Here is an 837-nt window from a genome sequence, read left to right as displayed (position 1 = left end):
AGTTCCTGCTGCTCGACAAGCCTCCGGAAGTTCGGCTTGTTGATGAGCCTGCCGGCGAGCGCCTCCACCGTTCGCTGCAAGTGGAGTAGGGTGAAGACGGGCGGCATCAGCTCGAAGACGACCGGCCGGTATTTGATCTTGGAGCGCAGCCGCGCGATGCCGGTCGCAAGGATCCGGCGATGATCGGCGGCCATGGACTTGTCTGGGAGCGGAGGCGGAGTCGCGTCCCTGCCGCGTCTGGCCTCTTCGACCAAGCCTGCTTCGTAGAGCAACTCGTAGCGCTGAAGCGTGAGTTCCTCGTTCCAGTCGCGGTCGTCGAAGCCGAAGGCAATAGCCGCCCGCTGCCGGCGTTCGCGGCGTGTGGTCGCGCCGCTGCCGCCATCGGCCCACTCGATCAGGCGCGGCCGCAGGAGATCCAGCAACTTCGGCGTGCCAGAGCGGTGGTCCTCCCATGGGAAATATTTGTACCAGCTTTGCCAGCCGCACTTGGACGAGCCCGATGCATGTTCCTTGCGCGTCAGTGCGAGGTAACTGATGGAGATGACGCGCTGCTCAAGCTCGGTGCCGGACCGGTCCCGGTCGGCGAAGGTGTAGAGCTGCTCGATATATCCCAGCGGGTGGCCCGTTTGCTCCTCGACCCAGGCCCGCAATCCGGACTGCAGCGATCGGTGCTCGAGCGCGAGCGGGCCCGAGGGCAAAGTGTCCGCTTGTCCGATGGTCAGCACACAGGGCTCGTTCTCGCTCACCGCAACGACAACGGCGGTCAGCTCGACCTTGGCGGTGTCGACCTTGCCGGCGGGCCTGTTTCTCCTGATCCTTTTTTCGCGATCGTCCATC

The 837-nt window shown here is 64.6% G+C and carries 1 protein-coding gene; it reads right to left on the bottom strand.

Going from position 1 to position 837, the window contains the following annotated elements; genetic code table 11:
* Positions 1-836 (bottom strand): hypothetical protein (locus EOA86_RS36640; protein ID WP_128345832.1); only part of this gene is annotated, 836 nt, incomplete at its 3' end.
* Position 837: the final 1 nt, after the last annotated feature.

Origin of the sequence: Mesorhizobium sp. M5C.F.Ca.IN.020.32.2.1, assembly GCF_004023105.1 — a bacterium.
In the GTDB taxonomy this organism is placed as follows: Bacteria; Pseudomonadota; Alphaproteobacteria; order Rhizobiales; family Rhizobiaceae; genus Mesorhizobium; species Mesorhizobium wenxiniae.
Note: the sequence above shows the minus strand (reverse complement) of the source record. Positions and strands in the feature narration are given on the sequence as shown.